Origin of the sequence: Nocardia arthritidis (assembly GCF_011801145.1) — a bacterium.
GTDB classification, from domain to species: domain Bacteria; phylum Actinomycetota; class Actinomycetes; order Mycobacteriales; family Mycobacteriaceae; genus Nocardia; species Nocardia arthritidis_A.
Genome location: NZ_CP046172.1, coordinates 4,562,565 through 4,585,743, shown reverse-complemented (window position 1 = coordinate 4,585,743; position 23,179 = coordinate 4,562,565). Strand labels below are relative to the sequence as shown.

Genomic DNA, 23,179 nt, shown 5'->3' with positions numbered 1-23,179 from the left:
GCAGGCTCGTTTTCCCGGTCGGCGCAGGCACTTCTCGTTCGAGTCGGCGGCCGTCGGTATAGCAAATACTTGCCATACAGGCGCTTTCGTGAAATCTGAGTAGAAAAGCATTGCGGCGACGCGATATTCGGAGCAATTGGTAGAGCTGCGCGTCCGGCGACCGCGGTTTCGGTAATCGCGCCCGTAATTCTGCGGGCATGACAGGAAACGCTATGGTCGTCCGGTGAAACAGCGACAGCCGACCCCGGTGGTCGCGGCCGGGACGGTCGCGGCCGGCGCCGCGGTGACGGTCGCGTTACCGGCCACCTTCCCCGCCGACGGCGGCCCGACCGCGGCCGATCGCGCGGTCACCGAGCCGGTGCACTCGGCGCTCGACGCGCATCCCGGCGTACTGCACGCGCTGGTGATCCCGAGCGACGGCTATATCGTGCTGCCGCTGCTCGTCGCCGCGGCGGCGTGGTTCGCTTATCGCGGCCGGTGGTGGGCTGCGGCGACCATGCTGATCGCGCCGGAGCTGACCGTGGCGATCAATACCTTCCTGCTCAAACCGCTCTGGGTGCGGCCGCTGCACGACTACCTCGCGTACCCGAGCGGGCACACCGTCCAATTGGTCGCCGTCGCAACGGCATTCGTGCTATTGACGGATTCAGCGCGGGCCGGGTTGGCGGCGCTCGGGCTCACTGTGGTGGCGTTGGCGCTCGTCGCTATCGGCATGATCGGGCTCGGATACCACCTGCCCACCGATATCGTCGGCGGCGCGGCCGCGGCCATCGCGCTGACCACCGCGCTGTGCTGGCTGGCCGGGGTGCTCCACACGGCTGTCGACAAGGGCCGGGTTGCTCACTCGCGACCGTAGCCGCGCGGCACGGTCTTCCCGTCGACGAGCGACAGCACGTCGGGAGAAGCGGCTTCAGCTGCGCTCGTAGACGCTCGCGTCGTCGAGCATGGCCGCGCGCAGCATGTATTCGGGCACGCCGAGTCCCTCGACGAGGGTCAGCGCGTCGGGACGCAACCGGTCCACCAGTTCGTTGACGCCGCGGCGCACCGCCTTGGCCCGCTCGACCGACATGAACCGGTGCATGATGTACCAGGCCGAATTCTCTTCCAGCAGTGTGTAAACGAACAGATCGCACACCGTTTCGGCGAGGTCGCGGGCGGCCGGGTCGGCGATGCCGGCGATACCCTCGACGAAGGCTTCCAGCACCAGTCGATCGATGTGCGCGGCGCCCGCGGCGAGGATGTGGTCCTGCGCGTTGTCGAACGCCTCGAAAGGTCCGGTGTCTTTCGCGCGGGCGCGCAGCCGGTGCGCGGCGGTGCGCAGCAGGTAGTCCTCCCGGTCGGCGAACAGCTGCAACTGCACCGGCCGGCGGGACAGATCGCCCTCGTCGACGGTGTCCTTCGCGCCGTCGCGCATGGTCTGGATGAGCTGACGCACGCCGGACCGCTTGCGCACCACATCACCGGCCATGGTCGCGGCGAACCGCACCCAGCCGAGCGCGTCGAGATCGCGGACCTCGTCGGAGTACGCGGTGAGCAGCTCCTTGGCCACCAACTGGGTGAGCACCACGTTGTCGCCCTCGAAGGTGGTGAACACATCGGTGTCGGCCTTCAGCGTCACCAGCCGGTTCTCCGTCAAATAGCCCGCGCCGCCGCAGGCTTCGCGGCATTCCTGAATGGCCCGGGTCGCATGCCGTGTCTGCGCGGCCTTCAACCCGGCGGCCCGCTTCTCCAGCGCGCGCTGCGCGCCCGGATCGAGATCCTGTCCGGTCTGCACGAGGTGCATGCGGCGCACCAGATCGTTCTGCGCGAAGGCGTACGCGTACGACTTGGCCACCAGCGGCAACAACCTGCGCTGATGACTGCGGTAATCCAGCAGCAGCGTCTCGGCCCCGGTATCGGGATCGGCGAACTGGCGGCGCTTCAGCGCGTAGCGGACCGCGATGCTCAGCGCCACCCGCGCCCCCGCGGCCGCCGCGCCGCCGACGCTGACCCGGCCGCGCACCAAAGTGCCCAGGGTGGTGAAGAATCGGCGGCTCGGGTTCTCGATGGCCGAGCTGTACGTGCCGTCGGGCGCCACATCGGCGTAGCGGTTGAGCAGGTTCTCCCGCGGCACCCGGACGTTGTCGAAGACGATGCGCCCGTTGTCGACACCGGGCAGGCCGCCCTTGAGACCGTCGTCGGAGGTCGTGACGCCGGGCAGGTCGGCGCCGTGCTCGTCGCGGATCGGCACCAGCAGACAGTGCACGCCGCGCCGCTCGCCCTGGGTGATGAGCTGCGCGAAAACCGCTGCCATCCTTGCGTGTTCGGCCGCGCCGCCGATGTAATCCTTGCGCGCGGACGGTGTCGGCGTGTGGATGACGAACTCCCCGGCCTGCGGGTCGTAGGTGGCGGTGGTCTCCAGATTCGCCACATCGCTGCCGTGCCCGGATTCGGTCATCGCGAAGCAGCCGAGCAGGTCGAGTGAGATGAGCCGCTTGACGTAATCGGCATGCCGCTCGGTGCCGAGATTTTCCACCGCGCCGCCGAAAAGTCCCCATTGCACACCGCATTTCACCCACAGCGAGAGGTCGCAGTAGGCCAGCATCTCCAATGCGACCACCGCGGCGCCGGGTTCGCCGGTACCGCCATGCTCGCGCCGGAAGCCGCGTTCGGCGTAGCCGAGCGTCGCGACGGCCCGCATCTGTTCCAGCACCCGGGCACGTGCGGCCCGGTAGTCGAGGTAGGGATCGCCGATGAACCGGTCGCCCGCGAGCTGGGTCCTGGCCTCCTCGCGGACCGCCGCCCATGGTCCGTCGAGTGCCGCGCGAAGGTGATCTGCCGTCGTCGATGTCCGGGTCGCGATGTCTTCGGCCATGTCCTCGACCATAGCCGGGAGATATCTGGCCGACTTCGCCAGGACACGAATCGGACAACCCTCTTGCTGGCGTTTGAACGGGTGTTTAATATACTGAACGTGTGTTTAACCGAGAGCCCCTATCGCAAGGATCCGCCGACGATCTGAATACCGCGGCGCGCATACGCGATGCCGCGATCGAGGTCTTCGGCGAGCAGGGATTCCAGGTCGGCGTGCGCGCCATCGCGAAGGCGGCCGAGGTCTCGCCCGGATTGGTCAACCACCACTTCGGGTCCAAGGACGGCCTGCGGGCCGCCTGCGACGAGCGAGTGCTCCAACTGATTCGCGACGAGAAACTCAAGGCGATGAACGAGCTCAATCGCACCAAGGGCCTCCTCTCCTCGATGGCCGAGGTAGAGGTGTACGGACCGATGGTGGCCTACCTGCTGCGCGCGCTGCAGGCGGGTGGGCCCGCGGCGATCTCGTTCTTCGACCACCTGGTCGACGATTCGCTGAGCTACATCCGAATGGGTCTCGATGCGGGGACCATCAGGCCTAGCCGCGACGAATACGCGCGCGCACGATATCTGACCATGATAAATGTCGGCGCGATGCTGCTCTGGATGCAACTGCATTGCCCGAACGGCGAAAAGATCGATTTCCGCAAGGCCATTCGCGACGTCACCGACGACCTCACCATGCCCGCAGTGGAGCTGTACACCCAGGGCATGTTCACCGACTCAACGCTTTTCGACGCACTCACCAAGGAGGAGTGAATGTCCGGCGTCATCGAAATCAAGGATCTCCGAAAGACCTTCGGCCATGTGACGGCACTCGACGGGTTGAATCTCGCGGTGTCCGAAGGCGAGATCCACGGCTTCCTCGGGCCCAACGGCGCGGGTAAGTCCACCACCATCCGGATCCTGCTCGGCATCCTGCGGGCGACCTCCGGCACCGCCCGGCTGCTCGGCCGCGACCCGTGGTCCGACGCGGTCGGCCTGCATCACGAATTGGCTTATGTACCAGGCGATGTCACGCTGTGGCCGTCGCTTTCCGGCGGCGAGACGATCGATCTGCTCGCCCGGATGCGCGGCGGCATCAATACGCGGCGGCGCGCCGAGCTCATCGAACGATTCGATCTGGATCCGCGCAAGAAGGCGCGCACCTATTCCAAGGGCAACCGGCAGAAGGTGGCGCTGATCTCCGCGCTGGCCTCCGACGTGCGGCTGCTGCTGCTCGACGAGCCGACCTCGGGCCTGGATCCGTTGATGGAGCAGGTATTCCGGGAATGTGTGAAGGAGGCGCAGGATCGCGGCACCACCGTGCTGCTGTCCAGTCACATCCTCTCCGAGGTGGAGGTGCTGTGCGACCGGGTGACCATCATCCGGGAGGGCCGCACCGTCGAGAGCGGGTCGCTGTCGGATATGCGGCACCTCTCGCGCACCAATATCACCGCCGAATTGATCGGCGACCCAGGCGATCTCGCGCGCATTCCGGGGGTCGAGGATATCGAGCGGGACGGCTCGACGGTGCGCTGCCAGGTGGACGGCGAACATCTCGGCCAGTTGATCCGGGTGCTCGGCGACGCCGGGGTCAGCAGCCTCACCAGCGCGCCGCCCACTCTGGAGGAGCTGTTCCTGCGGCACTACCACATCGACCGCGATGGTGACGGAACCCGTTCCGCCGCAGCGGCTTCCGCGACGGGGGTGCGGGCATGACCACCGCCGTCGCCGGGCGGCACTATGCCGCGCCCGCCGCGCGCACGGCCGCCGATTTCGCCGGAACCGGTCGGCTGCTGCGGCTCTACCTGCGCCGCGATCGAATCGTGTTGCCGCTCTGGTCGTTGCTGTTCGGGCTGGTGCCGATCATGTATCTGTCCAGCACCAAGAAGCTCTACGACGGGAAACCCGCCGAACTCGCCCAGTACGCCAAGACCATTCAGGACAGTCCGGCGTTGCACATGATGTACGGGCGGCTCTACGCCACCGACCTGCCCGCGGTGGCGCTGTGGAAAGGTGGTCCGTTCTTCACGTTGATCGCCGTCGCGACCATCCTCACCGTTATCCGGCACACCCGGGTCGAGGAGGACACCGGTCGCGCCGAACTCGTCGGCGCGACCAGCATCGGCCGCTACGCCGGACTCACCGCGGCACTGATCCTGACCGGTGCGGGCTGCCTGATCACCGGGCTCGTGTGCGCGGTGACGCTGAAATCCGAGGTGTCCGGGGCGCATGCGCTCGCATTCGGCGCGGCGCTGGCGGCATCGGGTCTGCTCTGGGGCGGGGTGGCCGCGGTGGCCGCGCAGGCGGGCAGCACCGCGCGGGTGGCCCGCGGCATGGCCTTCGGCGCGCTGGCCGCGGCCTTCGCACTGCGGGCCATCGGCGACGCGGGTAACGGTGTGCTGTCCTGGTTCTCACCGGTCGGCTGGTGTGTGCTGATGCGGCCGATGGCCGAAATCCGTTGGTGGACGCTGATTCCGCTACTCGCGCTGACGGTGATCGCTTGGGCCGGTGCGTATTCGCTGCTGCGCCTGCGCGATACCGGGGCGGGGCTCGTCGCCGAACGGCCGGGTCCAGCGGCGGCGGCAGCGGCGCTGTCCGGTCCGGCCGGGCTGGCCTGGCGGTTGCAGCGTGGCACGCTGCTGGTCTGGGCGATCGGCTTCGCGCTGTACGGCGCGCTGATGGGCGGGATCGTCCGCAGCATCGGCGACATGATCAACAAGGGTTCCAACGTAGGCGATGTCGTCACGCGGATAGGCGGCACGCATGCACTGGAGGACGCCTTCGTCACCGCCGGCATGACCACGCTCGCCATGGCCGCAGGCGCATACACGATCTCCGCGACGCTGCGCTTGCACGACGAGGAGGCCAGCCAACGGGTGGAATCCACCCTCTCCGGCGCGGTGAGCAGGCCACGATACGTCGCGAGCCATATCAGTTTCGCATTGCTCGGTGCGGCGTTCCTGGTGCTGCTCGCCGCTACCGTGTTCGGACTCGTCTACGGGATCGCGGCCGATGATGTCCCGGGCAAGCTGTCCGATACGCTGGGCGCCGCGCTCGTCCAGGTGCCCGCCGCCTGGGTGCTCACCGGCATCACGGTGGCGCTCTACGGAATAGCGCCGCGGTTAACGCCGGTCGCCTGGGGCGTCTTCAGCACACTCCTCATCGTCTGGTTGCTCGGCGCTGTGAACGGGCTGCCGCACTGGACCGCCGATCTGGTGCCGTACAACCATCCGCCGAAGTTGCCCGGCGCGGAATTCACCGCGGCGCCGGAGCTTTGGTTGCTGGCTGTCGCAGCTGGATTGATCGCGGTGGGCGCAGTCGCCTTCCGCAGGCGCGACCTGCGCTGAGTGTGTTTGCGGAGCTTCGGCTTCCCGCGCTGGCAGTCATCTCTGAATTGTCTGCGCGGGAAGCCGACTGCTGTGTGTGAAGACGACTTCCGTGTGGAAAGCCAACCGCTGCGCAGGAAGCCGACTGCTGTGCGTGGACTACGAGCCGTCCAGGCCGAGTTTGCCCGCGAGGCGAGTCAGATAACCCTGGACGTCTCCGGGTGAGCGGTCCGGTAGTCCGAAAACCGCTTCGGTGACGCCGCATTCGGCCCACTGCGCGAGCTGGTTCGCATCGTGGCGTCCGGCCAGCGCGATCACCTCCGGTGTGCCCGTTCGCCCGTGCTCGCGCCAGACTCGGTACAGCAGTTCGGTTTTCGTATCGAGTCCGGTTTCGGCGGGTGTGGTGATCCAACCGTCGGCGTTGCGGGCCAGCCAGGCGAAGGATTTTTCGGTGCCCGCGCAGCCCAGCAGCACCGGGATCCGCTTCTGGATCGGTTTCGGCCAGGACCAGCTCTTGCCGAAGGTCACGAATTCGCCCGCGTAGCAAGCCTGTTCGTCGGTCCAGATGGCCCGCATGGCATCGAGGTGTTCGCGCAGGACCGCGCGCTTGCGGCCCGCGGGCACCCCGTGATGGGCGAGTTCATCGGTGTTCCAACCGAATCCGACGCCGAGACTTACCCGGCCGCCGGACAGGTGATCGAGGCTGGCGATGGTCTTCGCCAGCGTGATCGGGTGGTGTTCGGCGGGCAGCGCGACGGCGGTGGACAGGCCGATCCGGTCGGTGACCGCGGCGGCGGTGGACAGCGCGACCCACGGGTCGAGGGTGCGCAGGTAGCGATCGTCGGGCAGGGTGGCGTCGCCGGTGCGCGGGTGCGCCGCCGCCCGCACGACCGGAATGTGGGTGTGTTCGGGTACGTAGAAGGTGTGGAATCCGGCCCGTTCGGCGGCCAACGCCGCATCGGCGGGCGTAATGCCCCGATCGCTGGTGAACAAGACGATTCCGTAGCGCACCGGACACTCCCATCGGCAGAATTAGAACGAGTTCTACCACGGCCGACCTGGCGGGACCAAGGGCGCGTTCCGGCGCACGAGCCCGCACACGGTGGACCTCCGCACACTCGGTGATCGGCCTCACAAAGCCAAATGCGCACGTAGAAGCCGGTTTTGATCGAAGGGTGGACCGGCTTTTACACCTTTTGATGGATGCCCGGTCCCGACCGCGACCGTATCGTCGTCAGTAGCTGATTAGGGTAGCCAAAGTTGTCGGGCTGCCCGGGTGGCGATGGTGATTCAGCAGTGGCGATTCAGGTGAGGTGGTAGTCGAAAATGTCGGACACGCTTACGGAGACGGTTCCGTTCTCCACGCTCCTGCGCACCGCCACCGAACAGCAGCACTCCGACGCCGAGAACTCCAGCTTCGTCGGCGATCTGCTCGGCGGGAAGCTGGGCATCGACGCCTATATCGCGCTCAGTGGTCAGCTGTGGTTCGTGTACCGCGCGCTCGAGGCGAACTCCGCGCGCCTCGCGGCGAACACCGTCGCGGCCCCGTTCATCCGCGCCGAACTCGCCCGCACCCCGGAGCTCGAGCGCGATCTCGCCCACCTCGCGGGCCCGGATTGGCGCGCCGAGCTGACGCCGCTCCCGGCGACCGCGGCATATGCCGCCCGCATCGAGGAATGCGCCCGCGACTGGCCCGCCGGGTTCATCGCGCACCACTACACCCGCTACCTCGGCGATCTGTCGGGCGGGCAGATCATCCGCGGTTCCGCCGAGAAGCAGTGGAACCTGCCCAAGCGCGGCGACGGTGTGCGCTTCTACGTCTTCGAAAATATCGGCAACCCGGCGGCTTTCAAACGCGAATACCGCGAGGCGCTGGACAACCTCCGCTTCGACGCCGCCGAACAGGGCCGGGTACTCGAGGAGGCGCAGCGCGCCTTCGCGTTCAACGCCGCCGTATTCCAGGAACTCACAGCGCTTTACCCGCCGCTCGCGGCGTAATCCCATGGCAGCGGGCACAATCCGTGGCGAGCATCCGCACGCCGCGGATTGCCGCCCGGGCGAAGTCGCTTCGCGTGCGCGTCAACTCCTGGCCGGTACCGCCGGATCCGCCGTGACCCGGCGCATTCGCGCGTCGAGCACACCGGTGTCGCGCAGGCTCTGTAGATGCGCCAGCCGGGTGAAGCGATGGAAGAAGTCGGCGGCGGTCAGGCCGCGGGCCCGGTATTCCGAGTAGAGCTCGGCCGCGCCCTGCGCGACGGTCCAGTGCGCGCGGAAGCCCAAAGCCTTTCTGGCAGCAGTGAAGTCGACTCGGTATGAGCGCGGGTCGGCGCCGGTTTCGCCGGTGATCACCAATTTGGCGCCGGGCACCGCGTCCACCACCGCGAGCGCGATCTGGGCGACGGTGAGATTGTTGTGCTCGGTGCCGATATTGAAGGCGCGGCAGTGAATCGCCTCCGCCGGGGCCGACAGGCAGGCCGCGAAGGCGGCGGCGATATCGCGGGCATGCACCAGCGGCCGCCACGGCGTGCCGTCGGACAGCACCTTCACCTCGCCGGTGAGCACCGCGTAACCGACCAGGTTGTTCAGCACGATATCCGCGCGCAGCCGCGGCGAGAATCCGAAAGCCGTTGCGTTGCGCAGGAATACGGGCGAGAAATCGGCATCCGCGAGCGCCGCGACATCGTCCTCCACCCGGACCTTGCTCTCGGCGTACGGTGTGATCGGGCGCAGCGGAGCCGATTCGGTGACCAGCCCATCCCCCGCCGCGCCGTAGACCGAACACGTCGAGGCGTACAGGAAGCGCCGGACCCCGGCCGCCTTCGCCAGCCGGGCCAGCCGCACCGAGGCGTGATGGTTTATCTCATACGTGATTTCGGGCGCGAGCGCGCCGAGCGGATCGTTGGACAACGCCGCCAGATGCACCACCGCGTCGAATCCGGTGAGCTGTTCGGCGGTGACATCACGCAGGTCGACCGCGAGCCCCGGCGGCTCACCAGGTAACGCCCCCAGCACGCACTCGGCGAAGAATCCGCTGTCCAGGCCGACCACCTCGTGCCCGCTCGCGCGCAGCACCGGAACCATGACGGTGCCTAGATAACCCTGATGTCCGGTGACGAGAACCCGCATCTCACTTTCCTCCGAAATCGACGGTGGCCTTGGCGAGTACGAACGCCTCGGCGTGCGGCGCGCGGCACTGCACCCCGCGCAGCCGCGACAGCCCCAGGAAGGACTGGGCGTCGAACCACGCCCGATCTGCTTGGGACGGATAGTGTTTCAGCAGCAGCCTGGCCTTCTCCTCGGCCAGATCGACGGGAAGCGGCTGGAATACGGTCGGCGCGGGAGTATCGGTCTCCCATTTGAGTATTTCGTAACCGAGGGTGAGCTCATCGCGGAATTCGGTGGGTACCAGCTCGGCGAGCAGGCGGTGGTCCTGGTGTGCGTCACCGGGTTGCGGCATGAACACCAGATCCGGATTGGTCTGGCGCCGAAAGGTATTCAGCGCGCGCTTGACCCGGTCCCAGTGCGCCGGGGTGTGGCCGTCCGGCAGGTCGAGCACCGTCAGTTCGACGTGCGCGCCCGGGCAGAACGCCTCCAGCGCCGCCCACTCCTCGTTCTCCCGCTCGGTGCCCGCGCCGCACAGCACCAGCGCCCGAACCCGCAGCCGCGGATGCGCCCTGGCCAGGGTGAGCAGGGTGCCGCCCATGCCGATCGCGATATCGTCGCAGTGCGCGCCGAGCGCGGCGATCTCGGTGACGCGCCCGGTGGTCAGCCGAATCACACCCGCTCCCAAACCATCCAGGGCCGCTGACCGGTCCGGTAGCCCATATCGAGTTCGGCGCGTTCCTTGAAGGTGTCCGCGGGTTTCCAGAAGCCCAGGTGCCGGTATCCGAACAACCGGCCCTGCCCGGCGAGTACACCGCAGGCGTCGGCGACCAGATCGCCGCCGGGCGGCAGCAGATCGAATACCTCCTGGGTGAGCACGAAGTATCCGCCGTTCTCCCACAACGGCATTCGCGCGACCGGTAAGATCTCCTTCACCTCGCCCGCCGGGGTGAGGTCCACGCAGTGGAACGAGGATTGCGGCGGCACCACCATCATCGATGCGGCCATACCGGAGGCGGTGAATTTCGCGATCATCTCGTCCAGGGGCGCGTCGGTGAGCACATCGGCGTAGTTGGCCAGGAAGTACCGCTGGCCGGCCAGATGCGGGCGCACCCGGCGTAGCCGCTCGCCGATCGGCGATTCCACGCCGGTGTCGACGAAGGTGATCGACCAGTCGCTGATATCGGTGCGCAACAATTCGACCCGGCCGTCCCGGATCACGAAATCGTTGGAGACCGATTCCTCGTAGGTGAGGAAAAAGTTCTTGATGTGCTCGGCGCCGTGCCCGAGGCATAGGATGAAATCCTTGTGACCGTAATGCGCGTAATACCGCATCACATGCCATAGCAGGGGCCGCGGCCCCACCAGCTGCATCGGTTTCGGAATCATATCGTCGGTGCCGTCGCGCATCCGCATGCCGTAACCGCCGCAGAACAGGACAACTTTCATCGTGCGTGTCTCCCCGTGATAATTTCGATCGGCGCGTTGTCCGGCCATTCGGCGCGATGCAGGGCGGGCAGTGGATACACCAGTTCCGCGCCCCACTCACCGATATGCCGCAATTGCGCGGTGATCTCCCGCTCCAGATTCCAGGGCAGCACCAGCACGACATCGGGCCGGTCCAGATCGATCCGCTCTACCGGATGGATCGGAATCCTGGCGCCCGGTGTGAACTTTCCGTGTTTATAGGGGTTTCGGTCGACCGTGTATTCGAGCAGATCCGGCCGGATACCGCAGTAGTTGAGCAGCGTATTGCCCTTGCCCGGCGCGCCGTAACCGACCACCCGCTTACCCTTCGCCTTGCAGTCGAGCAGAAAGCGCAGCAGTTCGTGGCGCACCGCCTCGGCGCGCGGGCGCAGCTCGAGATAGCCGTCGGCGCGGTGCAATCCGGCCTGCGCCTCCAACTCCAGCACCGCCCACACCTGGGTGCTCGGCGCGCTCGCCACCGGATCGGGCCGGGCCCACAGGCGCAGCGAACCGCCGTGTGTCGGCAGCTGTTCCACGTCGACGACCGTCAAACCCGCGGTGGCCAAGGCGCGTTGCGCGGCCAGCACCGTGTAGTACTGGAAGTGCTCGTGGTAGATGGTGTCGAATTGCCCGAGCCGCAACAGATTCAGCGCATGATGCACCTCGATCGAGAGCCAGCCGTCATCGGCCAGTAGGGTGCGCAGCGCGCGGGTGAAGCCGCGCAGGTCGGGTACGTGGGCGTAGACATTGTTGGCCACCACCAGGTCGGCCGCGCCGTGCGCGCTGCGGATCCGGCGCGCGGTCTCCTCGGTGAGGAAGACGGTCTCGGTCGGCACGCCCGCCGCCCGCGCGGCCTCGCCGACGTTCACCGAAGGTTCGATGCCGAGGCAGGGAATTCCGGCCGCGACCACATGCCGTAGCAGATAGCCGTCATTACTGGCCACCTCGACGACGAACGAGTCACCGTCCAATCCGAGCCGCCGGACCGCCTGCCCGACGAAGGTTTCCGCATGCCGCACCCAGCTATCCGAATACGACGAGAAATAGGCGTATTCGGTGAAAGTTTCCTCCGGGGTGATCAATGCCGGAATCTGTAGCAGCAGACAGTCCTGGCACACCTGCAAGTGCAGCGGAAAAGTCGTCTCGGGACGGTCCAGCTCGTCCGCCCCGAGGAACTTCTCGCATGGCGGCGTCGCACCGAGATCGAGAACGCTCGCCAACCGCTCGGATTCACACAGTCGACATCGCACGAATGGCCCCACCTTCTGCCGTGAAGACGATCGGCGGCTTATTGCCCGCCGATGCTGGAGAGTTCGGCCCGACCCAGTGAGACGTTACAACTACGGCTACCTGTCGGGTAGGTGAAATCCCCTGCCCGGGAGACATTTTCGGACCACTTTCAACGAATTCCGGTTGGTAGCATTTCGGCGGCAAATCATGCCGTTGGTGGCGCGCATCGGCCATCGCCCGCCGCCGCACCCGCCGACCTGGACCGACACCGCCGCGACAATGGGGGCGAGACCGGTTCAAAACCGACCGCCCCTTTATCGGTTATCACATGGAATACCTTGTGTACCTTGCGATTCCGCATGTGAAACCCATTGTGTTCTGTAACAATCGCGTTCTGGCCGCCGAAACTACGAGCACCCCGGGCGGCCGAACGCAGGCCGCGGGTCCGGTCGATGGGGATCGGGAGAGGAATCACTTTCCATAGGGGGAGGTGCGTGTGCAATGAGCTTCGAGCTCGCCGACAACGACGATCTGGATATCGCGCGACCACCGCGGGTGCTGCCGCGTCCCGCGCGGGAACGATGGCAGACCGAGTATGTAAAGCGCTTGGCCGCAACCGATTTCGTCGTGATAGCGCTGGCGGTCGGGCTCGCACAGCTGATCAGGTTCGGCGGGCCCGCGGCGCCGCCACTGGCCTGGCACCTACCTTACGAGGTCGGCTACACGGTGGTGTCGCTCGCGCTCGCGCTCACCTGGTCGGCCTTCCTCGCCGCGGGCAGCACCCGCTCCCCCCAGGTGGTCGGCTCGGGGGCCGAGGAATACCGCCGCCTCGTCGCCGCCACCATGCGACTGTTCGGCCTCATCGCCATCCTCTCGCTGATCTTCCAGATCGAGTTCGCCCGTGGATATTTGGCGATCGCGCTGCCGCTCGGCCTGCTCGGCCTGATGTGTAGCCGCTTCGCCTGGCGGCTGCACGCGCGGTCCCGGCGCGGCCGCGGCGAATACCGCAGCTCGGTGCTGGTGGTCGGCAGTCCGGAGGCGGCGCACGCCATGGCGACGGCCTTCTCCCGCGATCCCGCCTCCGGTTACCGGGTGGTCGGCGTCTGCATTCCCGAAGCGCCCGGCGGCACAGCGCAATACGAATTCCAGGCTTCAGGCCACACCTTCTCGGTGGTCGGTGACGACCGCTCGGTGCTCGACGCGGTACGCCGCAGCGGGGCCGACACCGTGGCGGTGACCGCGACCGAACACCTCGGTCCCGTCGAATTCCGGCGAATGGCATGGGAACTCGATCCACTCGGGGTCGAACTGATCGTCGCGCCCGGCGTCATCGATGTCGCGGGCACCCGGCTCACCAATCGGGTGGTCGCCGGAATGCCCATGCTGCACATCGCGAAACCGCAGTACGACCGGGCCAAGTCGACCGGCAAAGCGCTGTTCGACATCTGCTTCGCGGCGCTCGTACTGCTCGCCATCGCACCCACCCTCGCGGGCATCGCGCTGGCGGTCAAACTCACCAGCCCCGGCCCGGTGTTCTACCTATCCGAGCGAATCGGCTTGGGCGGCAAGCCGTTCCGCATGATCAAGTTCCGCAGCATGTACGTCGACGCGGACCGCTACATCAACTCGCTGATCGAGACCAACGGCGGCAATCCGCTCTTCTTCAAAGTGAAGGATGACCCGCGGGTCACCCGGGTAGGGCGGATCATCCGCAAGTTCAGCCTCGACGAGCTACCCCAGTTCATCAACGTGCTGCGCGGTGAGATGAGCGTCGTCGGCCCGCGCCCGCAGGTGCGGCGCGAGGTGGCCAGCTACGACGGCGAGATGCGGCGCAGACTGCTGGTGAAGCCGGGCGTCACGGGGCTGTGGCAGGTGAGCGGACGATCCGACCTGTCGCTGGAAGATTCCGTGCGACTCGATCTCTCCTATGTCGAGAACTGGTCGATGGTGCTGGACCTGCTCCTCATCGCCAAGACCATCGGCGCGGTGGCCCGCGGCGAGGGCGCGTACTGAGCGGCCCGCGTCGTGTCCGCGCCGACCTGCCGCGCCTGCGGCTCCGCCGAACTGCATACGGTGCTCGATCTCGGGAAAGTGCCGGCGGCAGACCATTTTCCGCCTGCGGCGACGGCCGTTCACCCCGATGAGACGGCGCATCCGTTGCGGATGCGGCTATGTGCCGGATGCGGGCTGGCCCAGCTGGCCGAGGACGACACCGTCACCCGTGAGCCGCGCGGGGTCGAACCGCGGGCGCTGCGGGATCAGGCGGCCGACGCGGTGGGCCGGGTCGCCGCCTCGGGTTTGCTGCGCGGCGGCTCGGTGCGCGAGTTCGGCAGCCCGCACGGCGGCAGCTGGCTGCCGTTGCTGACCCGGCGCGGCTTCGCGACGACGGCTCGCGATGCGGATGTCGTCATCGATTGCTTCGGCCTCATGCACCACGCTGACCAGCGCGCGGCGGTGGCGGCGCGGGCAGAGGCGACCGCGCCCGGCGGGCTGCTACTCATCCAATACCACTCGTTTGCCACCATCGTCGCGGCACGGCAGTGGAACGCATTGCGGCACGGGCACTTTGCTTACTATTCGCTGGATGCGCTGCAGCGATTGCTGATGGTTGCCGGAATGACCGTCGTCACCGGGTGGACCTTCGATCTGTACGGCGGGACGGTGCTCGTCGCCGCCAGGCACGGCGCACACGAATCCGACGAATCGGTCCGCGCGATTCGCGCCGCCGAGGCGCCGTTCACCCAGCCGGCCGCCGCGCGCGAACTCCAATGCGCCGCCGATATGCACGCGACCGCATTGCGCGAGCGCCTGGAATATGAAAAAGCGCGCGGAAACCGCGTTTACGCGTACGGCGCCGCCTCGCGCGCGGTCGCGGTATTCAGCCGTGCGGGAATTCATCGGGGATTGATCGGGGCGGTCGCCGACGCCGCACCAGCAAAACGGGGACGGCGTATGCCGGGCACCGATATCCCCATCATCGGACCGGACGAGCTCCTGGCCGCCACACCGGATCTCGTCCTGTTGACCTTGCCCGATCTACTGGAGGAGGTGCGCGCGGACTTTCCGGGGCTACACGGCCGCTGGCTGATCGATGACGCGGCGGGGCCGAAATCAGAAACGTAGTTGCGGGTGATTCACCATTCCGACCGGCCGGGAATTAACCAGCAAACCGATCATTACTTGACGTGACATTGTTCATTTACCGGATACCGCATTGTCGTCAACCATGGAAATGCTTGGTGCCCTCGGAAATTCGAAGGGGAGCGGGCGTCGAGCGCGCGAATCGCGCCCGGCACACAAGGGTTCGGCACATTCACGACAGGGGTTATTTGATGAGGGATACCGATCAACTCCGTCACCGGTGGGCGGCGGACGACCGGGCGGGCGGGCACCGGCCGACGGCGATGCGGATGGCCGCGCTGGCCTCGATCGTGGCGTCCGGCATCGCCCTCGGCGGCGGCATCGGATTCGGCGGTGATATCGGATTCGGCAACGCAACCGCGAACGCGGCCATCGACAGCAGCAACATCGTCGTCGATCACGGCGAGCGCACCATCGAGGCGGTCCAGCAGGACACCCGCATCGATTTCGTGCCGCCGCTGGACGGAAACCCGTTGACCCGCGAGTGGTTTCACAGCGGCAAGGCCGCATTCCACATCACCGGGCCGCGCGCGGACGATTGGGCCGGGCACATCACCATCGGCTACGAGGTCGGCTATCCGGCGACGCTCAACGGCAACCTCACCTTCAACTGGTCGACGCCGGGTCTGGAGTTCGAACTCGGCGGCGCCGACGGTTTGAAGGCCGATCTCACCAATGTCATTCCGACGCTCGGCGTTCAGTTGCAGGTCGGCTTCGGGCCCGGCATCAAGGATATCGAGTGCGCGGGCGGCGATGTCTCCGGCGCCGAGGGGTTCATCCGGATGTCCGGTTTCCACGGCACCGTCAGCGGTGTGCTCGGCCGGACCACCATCCGACCGTGGGTCCGGGTGGTCGGCTCGACCGGCGACACCGTGATGACGTACGGGCCGCTCTGGAGTATCTAAGAGTCACAGGGTAATTCGCTTCACAGCAGATCGGGGCGGTTGCGCACGGTGGCGATGGTGCGCACCCGCAGCCGATGCAGTGCGGCGCCGACCAGCCGGGCGTCGCCCGCCAGCACGTCGCCCCGGCCGACCAGCTCCGGATAGTCCGCCGCGATGCGGTGGTGGAAGCGCAGCATATCGGTCAGCTTGCTGACGGTGGAGGTCCGGCTGCACAGGTTGAACGACGAATTACGCCATGCGGCAAGGATTTCCGTCATACCGTAGAACATGCCGAAGGATGCGACCCTGGCGAAGAGGTCGACATCCATCGGGAACACCAGATCGCCGCGCAGGCCACCGACCTTGTCGAAGTGCTCGCGATAGAACATGGCGGCGGCCGTCGGGCCGAATTCGGCCGGTCCGCGCCGGACGATGGTGCGCGCCAACGTCTTCGGGGTCCGCATGCCGAGCAGGCCGGCCAGGCCGAGCCCGGTCTCCAGTAGTTCGTCCGACTCGCCGATCACCTCGAACCGGCCCGCCGAGATGGCGATCGAATCATCGGCCATCACCGCCAGCTGCGCCGCCAGCGCGCCGGGGCGCAGCACATCGTCGGCGCACACCACCTTCACCAGCTCGCCGGTGCTCGCGGCGATCGCCCTGTTCCAGTTGTCGCCGATGGTCAGCACGATATCGTTGCGCAGCACCCGGATTCGTGGATCCGCGACCGAGCGGGCGATCTCGCCGGTGGCGTCGGAGCTGGCATTGTCCAAGACCAGCAGTTCGAAATCCGCGTCCTGGTCGAGCATCGAGCGCAGCGTGGTCTCCAGGGTCCGCTCGGCGTTGTACGCGGGTACGCACACCGACAGTGTGGTCACGGTCAGCCCCTTAGCCTCGGTATTTCTCGCCGCGAGCCGTATGTTCAATTAGCGGCGTTCGCGGGCCCTTCGTTACGCGGGCCGCAAGGTTTGTTCCCGGCCCGCTCCTCGACGAGCCCGCACACCCTGGCCAGTGTGGCGCGGCTGGCCTCGATTTGCTCGAGAGCCTTCTGCTGCAATGCATCCCGCACCGCGGGCGCCTCGTCCCACACCGCCGATACGGCGGCGGACAGCTCCGATTCCAATGCGGCGGAATCGAGATGCACCACCCGCAGCCCGGCGCCGAACATCTGCGCGAGGCCGTGGAATTTGTCGTCGTAGTACTCCGAGACCGTGATGCCGACCGCCGGAATCCCTTGGGAGAGCGCGAAAACCGCGAGGTGATACGCGCTGGTGACCAGCAGGCGGCAGTCGGCCACCTGGCGGGCGACATCGCGCGCGGTGCCGCCGCGCCCGACGGCGGGCAGCGCGCGCACCGAGCCGTCCAGCAGCGGCAGCGTGCAGCGCCGGTCCTCCGAGGCGTATTCGGAGATGATGAGCGGGACGATGCCCGCGTCGAGTTCGCTCGCCATCCGCCGCACCACGGTGCCGAGCATGGCCCGCGCCGCGTCGCTCACCCGTGCGTAATCCGCGACCCGCAGGCACAGGCCCAGATTCGCGCCGATTCTGGCGTCGCGCAGCCGGTAGCCGAATTCGACCGCGTCGTCACCGGTCACGATGACGCGCTCCGGATCGACGCCGAGGCCGGTCAGCAGTCCGGGCCCGCGCCTGCTCTCGCGCACGGCGACGAGATCGACCGAGGGCAGCACCTTCCTGGCGTGGTCGAGCAGACCGGAATCGTGCAGCGGACCGATGCCCTGACCGAGCAGGGCGGTCGGAATGCCCTGTGCGGCAGCGTAATCGAGCAGATCCAGGGTGCGATGCGCCTGGTACCGGTCCACATCGGTGAGGTAGCCGCCGCCGAGCGCCAACACCAGCGATGCCCGTTCGGCGGCGGGTGGGATCCGGACCGGGAAGACATCCGTATCCCCCGGTCCGGCGTCCGCGCGCTCGCGCCGGTCGGCGAGCGCGGCCCGGACGCGATCCTTGGGGCCGTCGGTGGCCGCACGCCAGCGCAGCGCCAGCGGAGCGACCAATTTCGTTGCGGCCGTTCGGGTCACCCGGCCGCGCAGATCGTCGGCGGGCCAGTCCCAGTCCGGCCCGGAGATCGGTTCGACCGTCGGCAGCAGGGCGCGCAGGATGGCCGGTTGATGGGTGAGCACCCCGATCCGGGCCCGCGGCCAGCGGGCGCGCAGCCGTTCGACGGTCATCACCATCATCGCGATATCGCCGCGATTGCGCAGCCAGTACTCACCGTTTTCCACGAGGACCCGCAACTCGCCCTCGTCGAGCCGGGCCTGCTCGGCCACGGAACCGTGGATGCCCACTGTCAGTCCTCCCGCCAGCCCCCGCGGGTCGCCCGTGCCGAGCACGAACTCGGGAGTGAATCTACCGTACGTTCCTGAGAATCGGCCACTTGTGCAGTTCGGGAAAATACCGGCTAGTCCGTTGTGGGCGAATGGGATTCGGCATTTCGCGGACCGCGTGAAAAATTCCGCGCGTCCCATAGACTATTGCGCGGGAAGCGAGTTCGACCCGACCGGTTCGCCGCGGCCCCGCCTGGTTCGACGCAGCATTGCCTGGAGTAGGGGGCCGCGGTGACGAAAGGGCCCGAGACTCTCCGGGTGCATATGACGGGTTCCGAATGGTTCGGGGCGGCGCCGGGCGGGCTCAATCGGTATTTCACCGATCTTTATGCGGCACTCGCCCGCAATCCCGAGGTCACGGTGTCGGCGGCGGCGTTCGGGCCGCCCGCGGACGGCGGCGGTTCGTGGGGCGATATCGGCGGATCCACCGCGCGCCGGGCGCGAACGGCATTTCTCGCCCGCCATGCCTTACGCGATGCGGACATTCTCGATCGGCACTTCTGTCTCTACGGTCCCCCGGCGCTCGGTCCGCGCGGGCGCATCCCGCTCGTCGTGCATTTCCACGGGCCTTGGGCGGCGGAGAGCCGAATCACCGGACAGGGGCCGCTCGCGGTCAAGGCCAAATACTTCCTGGAACGGCTCAGGTATGCGGGCGCCGCGCGAATCGTGGTGCTGTCCAACCACTTCGGGCGGCTACTGAGCGACGAGTACGGAATTCCCGCGCAGCGGATCGCGGTGCTGCCGCCGGGCGTCGATCTGGACCGCTTTCGGGCCGAACCGATTCCGGAATCGTCGCGGACGGTGCTGTGCGTGCGCAGGCTGGAGCGCCGGATGGGTATCGATGTGCTGCTACGCTGCTGGCCCGGCGTGCGCCGGGTGCACCCCGACGCCCGACTGGTGATCGTCGGCACCGGCACCGCGGAACGCGAATTGCGTTCGCTGGCGGCCGGGCTCGACGATCGTGTCGAATTCGCCGGACGGGTCGACGACGCCGGCCTGGCCGAGCTCTACGCGGGGTCGGTGTGCACGGTGGCGCCGACCGTCGCACTGGAGGGTTTCGGGCTTATCGCGCTGGAATCACTCGCCGCGGGCCGGGCGCCCATCGTCACCGATTGCGGCGGATTGCCGGATTCGGTTCGCGGACTCGACCCGTCGCTGATCGTGCCCGCCAAGGACGCCGACGCGCTCGGCGCCCGCCTCGTGGCCGCGCTGAACGGCGCACTGCCGACACCGGCCGAATGCCGGGCGCACGCCGCCACCTTTTCGTGGGATGTCACAGCGGCCCGCCATCTGACGATGTACCGGGAAATCACGCGATGACTCGGGCACTGTTCCTCACGCACACCGCGGCGCCGTCCGGGGCCGAGCTGGCCACCCTGCGGCTGCTGACGGCGCTGCGCGCCGGCGGCGGGGCCGAGGTCGCGATGGCCTATACGGAGGACGGTCCGATGGTCGGACGCACGCGGGCGCGCGGGATCGAAACCCGGGTATTGCGAAGCGGATTCGACAGTCGCGCGATGACCATCGGGTCGGGCCCGCTGCGACTGGCCGCCGGATTCCTCGGATTGCTCCGGCTCGGCTGGCGGCTCGGCGCGCTGGCCCGCGAACTGTCCGCCGACGTCTTGGTCGCGCAGAGCACGAAGGCACTGGTGATGGGCCTGGTCGGGGCCCGGCGGGCGCGGATACCGCTGATCTGGCAGGTGCACGACCGGATTTCGGTGGACTACTTCGGCAGGCTGCCGGTGCTCGCGATCCGGCTGCTCGGCCATTGCGCGGACGGCTACCTCGCCAACAGCCGAACCACCCTGCGCACCTTGCGCACCGGGCGCAAACCGGCCGTGATCGCCTATCCCGGCGTCGAATTCGGCGCCGATCCCCCACCGCGCGAACAACATCCGCCCGCGGACACCGTCATCGCCGCACTCGGCCGCCTCACCCCGTGGAAGGGTCAGGATGTGCTGCTTCGCGCGGTCGCGATGATGAAAGTCCGTCCGCGCCAAGTCTTTCTGGTGGGCGGCAGCTTCTTCGACGAGGAGCCCTACCGTGCGCGCCTGGAACGCATGGCCGCCGGACTCGCGCTCCCCGTCACCTTCACCGGGCACGTCGACGATCCGGAGACCTACCTGCGCGCCGCCGATATCCTGGTGCACTGCTCGGTGCTGCCCGAACCGTTCGGTCAGGTCGTCGTCGAGGGCATGCGCGCGGGCTGCGCCGTAATCGCCACCCGCCCAGGCGGTCCCGCCGAAATCATCACCGACGGAGTCGACGGTCTACTGGTCGAGCCAGGCGATCCCGTGCGGCTGGCCGCCGCGCTGGACGCCCTCGTCGCCGATCCGGAGCGTCGCGCCCGCATCGCCGCGGCAGGGCGTGCGAGGGCCGAGGATTTCGGAATCGCCGAATCAGCAGGCATCGTCGCCGATTTCCTCACCACCTGCGCACGACGGCGCACCGCGGAAGCGAAAACCCATGGCTGATCACGAATATCACCCGCCCGTCGCGCACGGCGCGCATCGCCGCACCGACAGCGCCCGCGGGCGCAACGGCGGCGGCGCGCACCAGCGGCACGGCCTGCTCGCCATCATCCGCGATATCGGGTACGTGATGTTCGGCAAGTACGGGCAGTACGTCATCACGATCGTCACCGTGCCGCTCATCGCCCGCACGCTCGGCGCCAGCGGTCTCGGCCTGCTCGCCATCGGCATGTCGTCGTATTTCATCGGCTCGCTGATGGTCGATCTGGGGATCACCTCGTTCCTCGCGGCCCGGGTCCACGACACCGGCGAACCGGGCGACCACCGGCAGTTGAATCAGTTGCGCGGCAACTACTTCGCCATCCGGGCGACGACGCTCGGCGTGATGGGCATCGCGCTGCTCGGCAGCTACGCGGTGGGCGCGCCGGTGCAGCTGGAGATGATCCTGCTCGGTCTGTTCTCCGGTGGTTTCTGGTCCATCTCGGAGGACTGGCTGCTCATAGGCCAGGGGCGATTCGGCACCTCGACGGCGTATCAGGGCATCGGCCGGATCGTCTACCTCGCGCTGCTGGTCGCATTCCTGCCGCGGCTACCCAGCCCGCAAGTGGCGGTGCTGTGCCTGCTGGTGTCGTCGGTGCCAACGGTGGCGCTCACCTGGTGGGACTCCTTCCGCACCTTCGGCAGGCCGGCCAGGCCGGCCGGGCTTCGCTCCGTATTCCGCACGGGCGCACCGGTTCTCGCCTCACGGCTGCTGGTCACCGTGTACGGCCAAGGCGCGGCCGCGGTCTACTCCGCGGTACTCAACCCGGCCGCGCTGGGCCTGTACTCGGCCGGCGACCGGCTGGTGCGCGCCATCCAATCGACGCTGGACCCGATCGGTTTCGCGCTGCTGCCGCGGATGGCCCGGCGCAGCACCGAGGACGGATTCTGGCGCAAGAGCCTGCAGGCCCTCATCGCGTGCGTCTGCCTGGCCACCGCGGCCACCGCGGTGGTGTGGGCGGTGGCGCCGCTGCTCATCCATCTCATCTTCGGCGCCCAATTCACCGGCGCCATCGGGCTTTTGCGGGTGGAGATCTTCATGCTGCCCGCGACGACCGTCACCTCGTTCGTCACGACGGCCATCCTCCCGGTGCGCCAGGACACCGTCGGGGTGCTGATCGGCGCGATCATCGGAACCTGTGTCGCGGCTGTCGCGCTCGGCATCGCCTTCCGCACCCATTCGGTGTGGACGCTGGTCTACGGCAGCGTATTCACCGAATGCACCGTCGCCACCTGGTATCTCGTCCGAGTGCGCAGGCTGATCGTGCGGGAGCGGACCGTACCGTTCACCGGGGCTCCGGCGATAGTCCTCATGCGCGAGGAGGGTGCGGCGTGAAAATCCTGTACGTCGGTGATGATTGGGTCGGCAGCAATGCCCGCTCGCTGGCGGACGGCTTCCGTCAGGCCGGGCACGAGGTGGTGGTGATCGATTCCACCGCCGTGACGCTACCGGCACGGCTGTCCCCGCCGTGGGTATACGCCAAGGTCACCGGGCGCCGCGCGCCGTGGCGGGTGGCCGCGATCCACGCCGAAATCGACCGCGCCGCAGCGGATTTCCGTCCGGATCTGCTTTTCGTATTCAAGGGCGTGCACCTGGACCAGCGCAGGCTGCTGAGCGTGCCCGCCGCGATGCGTGTGCACTACAGCCCGGACGATGTCGCCAATCCGGTGAACACCTCTCCGGAGTACCTTGCGCACGAACGGGATTGGGACCTGATCGTGACCACCAAACGGCACAACGTCGCCGAGCTGCGTGCCCGCGGCGCCCGCGAGGTCCGGTTCGTGCGCAGCGCTTACGATCCCGCATGGCACCATCCCACCGCGCGCCGCGGCGGCACGCGCTATCTCGTCGGCTTCATCGGCGTCTGCCGCCCGGACCGGCGCACCGATATGGTCGCGCTCGGCCGCACGTACGGCGCGCGGCTGCTGGTGCGCGGCCCCGGCTGGCGCCGGGTCCCCGAATTGCGGGCCACCGGAACGACTGTCGCCGGACCGGTCTACGGGGAGCAGTATTCGCAGGCGGTCGCCGCCGTCACGGCCAATCTGGTGCTGCTCAACTCCGACAACCGCGACACCCACACCTGCCGCACCTTCGAGGTGCCCGCCGCGGGCGGCCTGTTCGTCGGCGAACGCACCGACGAGCACGCGGAACTGCTCGACGACGCCGTCGACTGCTTCCTCTTCGGCAGCAGGACCGAACTGCGCGAGATCATCGACTGGTGCGCGGCGCATCCCGAAAAGGCCGCCGCGGTAGCGGAATCCGGCTATCGCAGGATCACCGGGGGCGGGCACCGGTATGTCGACCGGGCCAGGGAGATCGTCGATGCGCTCGCCTGAGGTGGC

20 protein-coding genes are annotated in these 23,179 nt (G+C 67.7%); 12 read left to right on the top strand and 8 right to left on the bottom strand.

Going from position 1 to position 23,179, the window contains the following annotated elements; genetic code table 11:
• Positions 1-223: 223 nt before the first annotated feature.
• Positions 224-856, top strand: a complete 633-nt coding sequence (locus F5544_RS20675) for a phosphatase PAP2 family protein (protein ID WP_238847355.1) — start codon at positions 224-226, stop codon at positions 854-856.
• A gap of 54 nt (positions 857-910) precedes the next feature.
• Here F5544_RS20675 and F5544_RS20670 read toward each other — a convergent pair whose 3' ends face one another.
• A complete protein-coding gene (locus F5544_RS20670; RefSeq protein ID WP_167474714.1) occupies positions 911-2,854 on the bottom strand; it encodes an acyl-CoA dehydrogenase in 1,944 nt (647 codons plus the stop codon).
• Between the two features lie 101 nt (positions 2,855-2,955).
• On the opposite strand from F5544_RS20670, the gene F5544_RS20665 reads away from it, so the two are divergent.
• From F5544_RS20665 to F5544_RS20655, 3 genes are read left to right on the top strand one after another with little or no spacing between them, the layout of a single operon-like run.
• Complete coding sequence (locus F5544_RS20665) at positions 2,956-3,609, top strand: TetR/AcrR family transcriptional regulator (RefSeq protein ID WP_167474713.1); 654 nt, start codon at positions 2,956-2,958, stop codon at positions 3,607-3,609.
• A complete protein-coding gene (locus F5544_RS20660; protein ID WP_167474712.1) occupies positions 3,610-4,551 on the top strand; it encodes an ABC transporter ATP-binding protein in 942 nt (313 codons plus the stop codon).
• Positions 4,548-6,182, top strand: coding sequence for an ABC transporter permease (locus tag F5544_RS20655; RefSeq protein ID WP_167474711.1), 1,635 nt, complete (start codon positions 4,548-4,550; stop codon positions 6,180-6,182). The genes F5544_RS20660 and F5544_RS20655 overlap by 4 nt, the downstream gene beginning before the upstream one ends.
• Positions 6,183-6,320: 138 nt before the next feature.
• On the opposite strand, the gene F5544_RS20650 is transcribed toward F5544_RS20655, so the two are convergent.
• Positions 6,321-7,172, bottom strand: a complete 852-nt coding sequence (locus F5544_RS20650) for an LLM class F420-dependent oxidoreductase (RefSeq protein ID WP_167474710.1) — start codon at positions 7,170-7,172, stop codon at positions 6,321-6,323.
• Between the two features lie 315 nt (positions 7,173-7,487).
• Here F5544_RS20650 and F5544_RS20645 point away from each other — a divergent pair, with 315 nt between their 5' ends.
• Positions 7,488-8,159: a heme oxygenase (biliverdin-producing) gene (locus F5544_RS20645; protein ID WP_167474709.1), complete on the top strand. Its 672-nt coding sequence runs from the start codon at positions 7,488-7,490 to the stop codon at positions 8,157-8,159.
• 81 nt (positions 8,160-8,240) lie between these two features.
• On the opposite strand, the gene F5544_RS20640 is transcribed toward F5544_RS20645, so the two are convergent.
• The 4 genes from F5544_RS20640 to F5544_RS20625 are packed head-to-tail and all read right to left on the bottom strand — an operon-like array spanning position 8,241 to position 11,980.
• The gene (locus tag F5544_RS20640; protein WP_167474708.1) at positions 8,241-9,287 is read right to left on the bottom strand and encodes an NAD-dependent epimerase/dehydratase family protein; all 1,047 of its coding nucleotides are present in this window, start codon (positions 9,285-9,287) and stop codon (positions 8,241-8,243) included.
• A gap of 1 nt (position 9,288) precedes the next feature.
• Positions 9,289-9,939: a PIG-L deacetylase family protein gene (locus F5544_RS20635; RefSeq protein ID WP_167474707.1), complete on the bottom strand. Its 651-nt coding sequence runs from the start codon at positions 9,937-9,939 to the stop codon at positions 9,289-9,291.
• Positions 9,936-10,712: a glucose-1-phosphate cytidylyltransferase gene (locus F5544_RS20630; protein ID WP_167474706.1), complete on the bottom strand. Its 777-nt coding sequence runs from the start codon at positions 10,710-10,712 to the stop codon at positions 9,936-9,938. Before F5544_RS20630 ends, F5544_RS20635 begins: the two co-directional genes overlap by 4 nt.
• Complete coding sequence (locus tag F5544_RS20625) at positions 10,709-11,980, bottom strand: class I SAM-dependent methyltransferase (protein ID WP_167474705.1); 1,272 nt, start codon at positions 11,978-11,980, stop codon at positions 10,709-10,711. The genes F5544_RS20630 and F5544_RS20625 overlap by 4 nt, the downstream gene beginning before the upstream one ends.
• A 481-nt stretch (positions 11,981-12,461) precedes the next feature.
• On the opposite strand from F5544_RS20625, the gene F5544_RS20620 reads away from it, so the two are divergent.
• The 3 genes from F5544_RS20620 to F5544_RS20610 all read left to right on the top strand — a co-directional run bounded on the left by F5544_RS20620 (position 12,462) and on the right by F5544_RS20610 (position 16,006).
• Positions 12,462-13,973 carry a sugar transferase gene (locus tag F5544_RS20620; RefSeq protein ID WP_167474704.1) on the top strand — a complete coding sequence of 504 codons (1,512 nt, stop codon included), beginning with the start codon at positions 12,462-12,464 and terminating at the stop codon, positions 13,971-13,973.
• 12 nt (positions 13,974-13,985) lie between these two features.
• Positions 13,986-15,083, top strand: a complete 1,098-nt coding sequence (locus F5544_RS20615; protein ID WP_167474703.1) for a class I SAM-dependent methyltransferase — start codon at positions 13,986-13,988, stop codon at positions 15,081-15,083.
• Between the two features lie 209 nt (positions 15,084-15,292).
• Positions 15,293-16,006, top strand: coding sequence for an MspA family porin (locus tag F5544_RS20610; RefSeq protein ID WP_238847354.1), 714 nt, complete (start codon positions 15,293-15,295; stop codon positions 16,004-16,006).
• A gap of 20 nt (positions 16,007-16,026) precedes the next feature.
• Here F5544_RS20610 and F5544_RS20605 read toward each other — a convergent pair whose 3' ends face one another.
• Both F5544_RS20605 and F5544_RS20600 read right to left on the bottom strand, forming a co-directional pair.
• The gene (locus tag F5544_RS20605) at positions 16,027-16,866 is read right to left on the bottom strand and encodes a glycosyltransferase family 2 protein (protein ID WP_167479356.1); all 840 of its coding nucleotides are present in this window, start codon (positions 16,864-16,866) and stop codon (positions 16,027-16,029) included.
• A 38-nt stretch (positions 16,867-16,904) separates the two neighbouring features.
• Complete coding sequence (locus F5544_RS20600) at positions 16,905-18,287, bottom strand: polysaccharide pyruvyl transferase family protein (RefSeq protein WP_167474702.1); 1,383 nt, start codon at positions 18,285-18,287, stop codon at positions 16,905-16,907.
• 303 nt (positions 18,288-18,590) lie between these two features.
• Between F5544_RS20600 and F5544_RS20595 the strand changes: the two genes are divergently transcribed.
• The 4 genes from F5544_RS20595 to F5544_RS20580 are packed head-to-tail and all read left to right on the top strand — an operon-like array spanning position 18,591 to position 23,173.
• Positions 18,591-19,646 carry a glycosyltransferase family 4 protein gene (locus tag F5544_RS20595; RefSeq protein ID WP_167479355.1) on the top strand — a complete coding sequence of 352 codons (1,056 nt, stop codon included), beginning with the start codon at positions 18,591-18,593 and terminating at the stop codon, positions 19,644-19,646.
• Entirely contained in the window at positions 19,643-20,800 is a 1,158-nt protein-coding gene (locus F5544_RS20590; protein ID WP_167474701.1) for a glycosyltransferase family 4 protein, read from the top strand. The genes F5544_RS20595 and F5544_RS20590 overlap by 4 nt, the downstream gene beginning before the upstream one ends.
• Entirely contained in the window at positions 20,793-22,172 is a 1,380-nt protein-coding gene (locus F5544_RS20585; protein ID WP_167474700.1) for a lipopolysaccharide biosynthesis protein, read from the top strand. Before F5544_RS20590 ends, F5544_RS20585 begins: the two co-directional genes overlap by 8 nt.
• Positions 22,169-23,173 carry a CgeB family protein gene (locus F5544_RS20580; protein WP_167474699.1) on the top strand — a complete coding sequence of 335 codons (1,005 nt, stop codon included), beginning with the start codon at positions 22,169-22,171 and terminating at the stop codon, positions 23,171-23,173. Before F5544_RS20585 ends, F5544_RS20580 begins: the two co-directional genes overlap by 4 nt.
• Positions 23,174-23,179 lie beyond the last annotated feature (6 nt).